The sequence below is a fragment of the Streptomyces sp. CO7 genome, assembly GCF_053474865.1.
Window position 1 is genome coordinate 328,009 of sequence record NZ_JBRIOU010000003.1, and the last position, 5,833, is coordinate 333,841.

A 5,833-nucleotide genomic window follows, 5' to 3' on the forward strand; every position below is an offset into this window, starting at 1 on the left:
CTGCACCAGGATCTCCCGCACCACCGTCTCAGCCGTCCGCCCGGCCAGCTGGGCCTGGGCGTTCGGCAGCAGACGGTGGGCCAGCACCGCCTCGGTCAGCGCCTGCACGTCGTCCGGGAGCGCGAACTCCCGCCCGGCCAGCGCCGCCGCGGCCTTCGACGCACGCAGCAGGTGCAGCGTGGCGCGCGGCGAGGCGCCCAGTCTCAGGTCCCGGTGGACGCGGGTGGCCGCGACCAGCTGCACCGCGTACCGGCGGACCGCCTCCGAGACGTGCACCTCGCGGACCGCCTCGATCAGCTTCACGATGTCGTGCGCGTGCGCCACCGGCTGCAGGTCCTCCAGCGGGGGCGCCCCGCCGTGCACGTCCAGCATCCGCAGTTCGGCCTCCGCGCTCGGGTAGCCGATGGAGACGCGGGCCATGAACCGGTCCCGCTGCGCCTCCGGCAGGGGATAGGTGCCCTCCATCTCGACCGGGTTCTGGGTGGCCACCACCATGAACGGGCTGGGCAGCGGATAGGTCTGGCCGTCGATGGTGACCTGCCGCTCCTCCATCGACTCCAGCAGCGCCGACTGCGTCTTGGGAGAGGCGCGGTTGATCTCGTCGCCGATCACCATCTGGGAGAAGATCGCGCCCGGCTTGAACTCGAAGTCCCGCCGCTGCTGGTCCCAGATGGAGACGCCGGTGATGTCCGACGGCAGCAGGTCCGGGGTGAACTGGATGCGCCGCACCGAGCAGTCCACCGAACGGGCCAGCGCCTTGGCGAGCATCGTCTTGCCGACGCCCGGCACGTCCTCGATCAGCAGATGTCCCTCGGCGAGCAGCACCGTCAGCGCCAGCCGCACGACTTCCGGTTTGCCCTCGATCACCTGCTCGACCGCGCCGCGAATCCGCTCCGTCGTCGCGGTCAGATCGGAAAGGTTCCCTCGGTCGTCATAGGTCGTCACCCCGGCCCCCTTCGGCCCCAATGTCGTGTCCCCTGAGCAACGGCGTGTTCGCGTGCCCCCGTCCGCATTCTTGTTCGCCGGGGTCCTGCCTGTCAGGACGTGTGGACAAGACCGGTCCGGACCAGCGGAGCCCTGTGGACAACTAGGGCGACTTTCGCAGGGTTTGCCACCCGTACGGGGGACGCCGAACGCCCGGCCCGGGAAGAATCCCGGACCGGGCGCCTGAGAGAACCTGAGGTGACACGGGGGCACGCAGCGGACAGGGCGCCCGCCCGGGCCGTCAGGAGGCGTCGATCTCCCGCAGCAGACCCGTCTTCACGTCGAAGACGAAACCGCGGACGTCGTCGGTGTGGAGCAGGAACGGCGAGGTGCGCACCTTCTGCATGGACTGCCGCACGTCCTGGTCGACGTCGCGGAAACCCTCCACCGCCCAGGTCGGACGCTGGCCGACCTCCATCTCCAGCTCGTGCCGGAACTCCTCGGTGAGGGACTCCAGGCCGCAGCCGGTGTGGTGGATCAGCACGACGCTGCGGGTGCCCAGGGCGCGCTGGCTGATGGTCAGGGAGCGGATCACGTCGTCGGTGACCACGCCGCCCGCGTTGCGCACGGTGTGGCAGTCGCCCAGATCGAGACCGAGCGCCGCGTGCAGGTCGAGGCGCGCGTCCATGCAGGCGACGACCGCCACGCGCAGCACCGGACGGGCGTCCATGCCGGGGTCGGTGAAGGCCGCGGCGTAGTCCTGGTTCGCCTGGACCAGGCGGTCGGTCACGGAGCCGGTGGTGTCGGCGCCGGGGGAGGGCGCGGCGGAGCCGGCAGAAGCAGAAGTCGACATGAGGAAGACGTTACTGGCCGCTTCCCGCCCCGACACTTGCGGAAGGGGACAAACGGAACCGTCGATCTTCTGTGTGAGGTAACCCACAAGGGTGGAGTGCACTGCGCCGCACGGGTGATTCCTGTAGGGCGGGGGCGGCACCGCCCCCGGGCGGGACGACGCGCAGGGCAGTTGATTGACCGGCAGACAGGGTGGACTAAAGTGACGCGAAGCGGGAGGCGAGACACGCTATGCCCTCCCCGCTGGACCGAATTCCGGAGCACCCGGGCCGAGGACGCCCGGGATCTCCCCACGTGCGCGGCGCGTACGTGCGGCTCGGCCTCCTCCCGCTCCTGGCCGGCCGACGCTCCTGGCGCCGGCGGGCCTCCCCTCCGCGAGCGGGTGGTGACCCGGTTGTGCGTATCGCCACGCGGACCTGAGAGGGCCCCTTGAGCGAGAGCCGACATGTCCCTGTGATGCTCCGGCGGTGCCTGGATCTCCTGGCGCCCGCGCTGGAGCGGCCGGGAGCGGTCGTGGTCGACTGCACCCTCGGCCTCGGCGGGCACAGCGAAGCCATGCTCAGCCGGTTCCCCGAGGTCCGGCTGATCGGCCTCGACCGCGACAAGGAGGCGCTGCGCCTGTCCGGCGAGCGGCTCGCCCCCTTCGGCGACCGGGCCACCCTGGTGCACGCCGTCTACGACGAGCTCCCCGAGGTCCTCGACCGCCTCGGCATCCCCCGCGCGCACGGCGTCCAGGGCGTCCTCTTCGACCTCGGCGTCTCCTCCATGCAGCTGGACGAGGCCGACCGGGGCTTCGCCTACGCGCAGGACGCCCCGCTGGACATGCGCATGGACCAGACCACGGGCATCAGCGCCGCCGAGGTCCTCAACACCTATCCGCCGGGCGAACTGGTGCGGATCCTGCGCGCGTACGGCGAGGAGAAGCAGGCCAAGCGGATCGTCTCCGCCGTGGTGCGCGAGCGCGAGAAGGAGCCGTTCACCAACAGCGCCCGGCTGGTGCAGCTGATCCGCGACGCCCTGCCGCAGGCCGCCAAGCGCACCGGCGGCAACCCCGCCAAGCGCACCTTCCAGGCCCTGCGCATCGAGGTCAACGGCGAGTTGAGCGTCCTGGAGCGGGCGATCCCCGCCGCGGTGAAGGCCCTCGCCGTCGGCGGCCGGATCGGCGTGCTGTCGTACCACTCGCTGGAGGACCGGCTGGTCAAGCAGGTCTTCGCGGCCGGCGCGGCCACCACGGCGCCGCCCGGACTGCCGATCGTCCCCGAGGAGTACCAGCCCCGGCTGAAGCTGCTCACCCGTGGGGCCGAGCTGCCCACCGAGGAGGAGATCGCCGAGAACCGGCGGGCCGCCCCGGCCCGGTTCCGCGGGGCGGAGCGCGTCAGGGAGGACGTCCGATGACCGCCGAGGGGCAAGGGGAGGACGGATGAGCGGGAAACCACCGCTGCGGGGCCGCGCGGCACGGCTGGCGGCGCTGCTGCCCACCCGCGGCAGCCAGGCCGCCCGCACGCCGTTCGTGCTGCTGGTGGTCGCCCTGCTGGGCGGCGGGCTGATCACCCTGCTGCTGCTCAACTCGGCGCTCAGCGAGGGCTCGTTCCGCCTCTCCGACCTGCGCCGCGAGACCAAGACCCTGACCGACGACGAGCAGGCGCTGCAGCGCGACGTGGACGCCTACGCGGCGCCCGACGCGCTGGCCCGCCGCGCCCAGGAGCTCGGCATGGTCCCCGGCGGCGACCCCGCCTTCCTGCAGCCCGACGGCACCGTCCGCGGCAGGCCGCAGGCCGCCACCGGCGTCCCCTCGCCGCCCGCGCCGACCTCGCCGTCCCCCTCGGCGACGGCGGCCGCAGGACCCGGCCAGGCATCCCCCACCGGCAGCGGGGAACCGAAGGCCTCCGGCCCGGCGTCCCCCACCGCGCCGGGACCCGCGGCGGGGGCGGCCACGTCCTCCCCGGACGCCGCCTCCAGCGCACCGAGTTCTCCGACCCCCGGCAGGTGACGGAAGTGCCCGACAGGCAAGCCCAGCGACGCCGCGTCCCCGCACCCGGCCGGCAGGCCCGGTCCACCGGGTCGGCCGGCCGCCGCCCGTCCGCCTCCGGCGGCGGCCGAGGAGGGCGGCCCACGCCGCCGCGCCGCCCGTCCGGCCCCAAGCCGCTGCGGCTCGGCAGCCCGCGCCCCCGGCTCCGCCTGATCGGCCTCGCCCTGACGCTGGTGCTGTCCGCCTTCCTGGTGCGGCTGCTCCAGGTCCAGGCGGTGGACGCGAGCACCTACACGGCCAAGGCCCAGCAGAACCGCTACGTCGACCAGAAGGTCGAGGCGCAGCGCGGCGACATCACCGACCGCAACGGCGTCGCCCTGGCCAGCAGCGTCGACGCCGACGACATCACCGCCGACCCGACGATGTTCACCCGCAAGGCCACCGGCATCGACGACGCGCCCGAGCGGGCCGCCGAACTGCTGGCCCAGGTGCTCGAGGCCGACGACCAGGAGCAGGCGGAGTTCGCCCGCAAGCTGCGGACGAAGAACACCATGTACGTGCTCCTCGCCCGCCGCCGCACCCCGCAGGAGTGGCAGCAGATCGCCGACCTCAAGGCCGAACTCACCCGCCAGGAGGGCGAGGACTCCGGCGTGGTCAACGTGCTGGCCGGCGTCTTCTCCGCGCCCAGCAGCAAGCGCGTCTACCCCAACGGCGACCTGGCCGCCTCGGTGCTGGGCTGGGTCGGCGCCGACGGCTCGGGCGGCGGCGGCATCGAGCGGCAGCTGCAGGAGAGCCTGGCCGGCCGGGACGGGAAGATCCGCTACGCGCAGTCCGGCGGACGGCAGGTGCCCACCGCCGGAGGGAGCGAGAAGCCCGCCGTGCCCGGCTCCACCGTCGAACTCACCCTCGACCGCGACATCCAGTGGGCGGCCCAGAAGGCCATCGGCGACCAGGTGGCCGCCTCGAAGGCCGACCGCGGCTACGTCATCGTCCAGGACACCCGCACCGGCGAGATCCTGGCCATGGCCAACGCTCCCGGCTTCGACCCCAACGACCTCTCGAAGGCCGACCCCGAGGCCCTGCGCAACGCCGCCGTGGAGGACGCCTTCGAACCCGGCTCCACCGCCAAGGTGATCTCCATGGCCGCGGTGCTCGACGAGGGCGTGGCCACCCCGGGCACCCACGTCACGGTCCCCAACCGGCTGCACCGCGGCGACCGGCTCTTCCGCGACGACATCGACCACGAGACCTGGCACCTCACGCTCAACGGCGTGCTCGCCAAGTCCAGCAACATCGGCACCATCATGGCCACCGGCCAGCTCGGCGACACGCAGAAGGAGGCCAACCAGGTCCTCCACTCCTACCTGCGCAAGTTCGGTCTCGGCCAGCCGACCGGTCTCGGCCTGCCCGGCGCCACCTCCGGCATCCTCGCCCCGCCCGAGGACTGGTCCACCTCGCAGCAGTACACGATCCCCTTCGGCCAGGGCGTGTCCGTCAACGCCCTGCAGGCGGCCTCCGTCTACTCCACGGTCGCCAACGACGGGGTGCGGGTGCAGCCCACCCTGGTCCGCGGCACCCGCGGCCCGGACGGCGGCTTCACCCCCGCGGAGGAACCGCGCAAGACCCGCGTGGTCAGCGAGAAGACGGCCAGGACCCTCGCCCGGATGCTGGAGTCGGTGGTCGACGACGAGGAGGGCACCGGCACCAGGGCCCGCATCCCCGGCTACCGGGTGGCGGGCAAGACCGGCACCGCCAACCGGGTGGATCCCCGGACCGGCAAGTACAGCGGCTACACCTCCTCCTTCGCCGGGTTCGCCCCCGCCGACAAGCCGAGGGTGACCGTCTACTGCGTCATCCAGAACCCCACCGAGGGCAGCCACTTCGGCGGACAGATCTGCGGCCCCGTGTACAAGCAGGTCATGGAGTTCGCCCTGAAGACCCTCCAGGTCCCGCCCACCGGGAAGGAACCCGCCCGACTGTCCGTCACCTTCAAGCCCTGAGCTTCGCCGCACACCGTCAGCACGACCCAGAACAGCAGGAACGCCCGTGACGACGATCACCTCCGGTCCCGGCCCCGCCGACGGATCC

5 protein-coding genes are annotated in these 5,833 nt (G+C 72.7%); 3 read left to right on the forward strand and 2 right to left on the reverse strand.

Annotation, left to right across the window (positions count from 1 at the left end):
* Positions 1-945: AAA family ATPase (locus ACOV8S_RS11410; RefSeq protein WP_448317664.1), on the reverse strand; the 945-nt coding region annotated here is incomplete at its 3' end.
* 280 nt (positions 946-1,225) lie between these two features.
* Entirely contained in the window at positions 1,226-1,777 is a 552-nt protein-coding gene (locus ACOV8S_RS11415; RefSeq protein ID WP_448317665.1) for a beta-class carbonic anhydrase, read from the reverse strand.
* Between the two features lie 428 nt (positions 1,778-2,205).
* On the opposite strand from ACOV8S_RS11415, the gene rsmH reads away from it, so the two are divergent.
* The 3 genes from rsmH to ACOV8S_RS11430 are packed head-to-tail and all read left to right on the forward strand — an operon-like array spanning position 2,206 to position 5,745.
* Complete coding sequence (gene rsmH, locus ACOV8S_RS11420; RefSeq protein ID WP_448317666.1) at positions 2,206-3,171, forward strand: 16S rRNA (cytosine(1402)-N(4))-methyltransferase RsmH; 966 nt, start codon at positions 2,206-2,208, stop codon at positions 3,169-3,171.
* A 25-nt stretch (positions 3,172-3,196) separates the two neighbouring features.
* The gene (locus ACOV8S_RS11425; RefSeq protein WP_448317667.1) at positions 3,197-3,766 is read left to right on the forward strand and encodes a septum formation initiator; all 570 of its coding nucleotides are present in this window, start codon (positions 3,197-3,199) and stop codon (positions 3,764-3,766) included.
* A complete protein-coding gene (locus tag ACOV8S_RS11430; protein ID WP_448317668.1) occupies positions 3,763-5,745 on the forward strand; it encodes a peptidoglycan D,D-transpeptidase FtsI family protein in 1,983 nt (660 codons plus the stop codon). Before ACOV8S_RS11425 ends, ACOV8S_RS11430 begins: the two co-directional genes overlap by 4 nt.
* Positions 5,746-5,833: the final 88 nt, after the last annotated feature.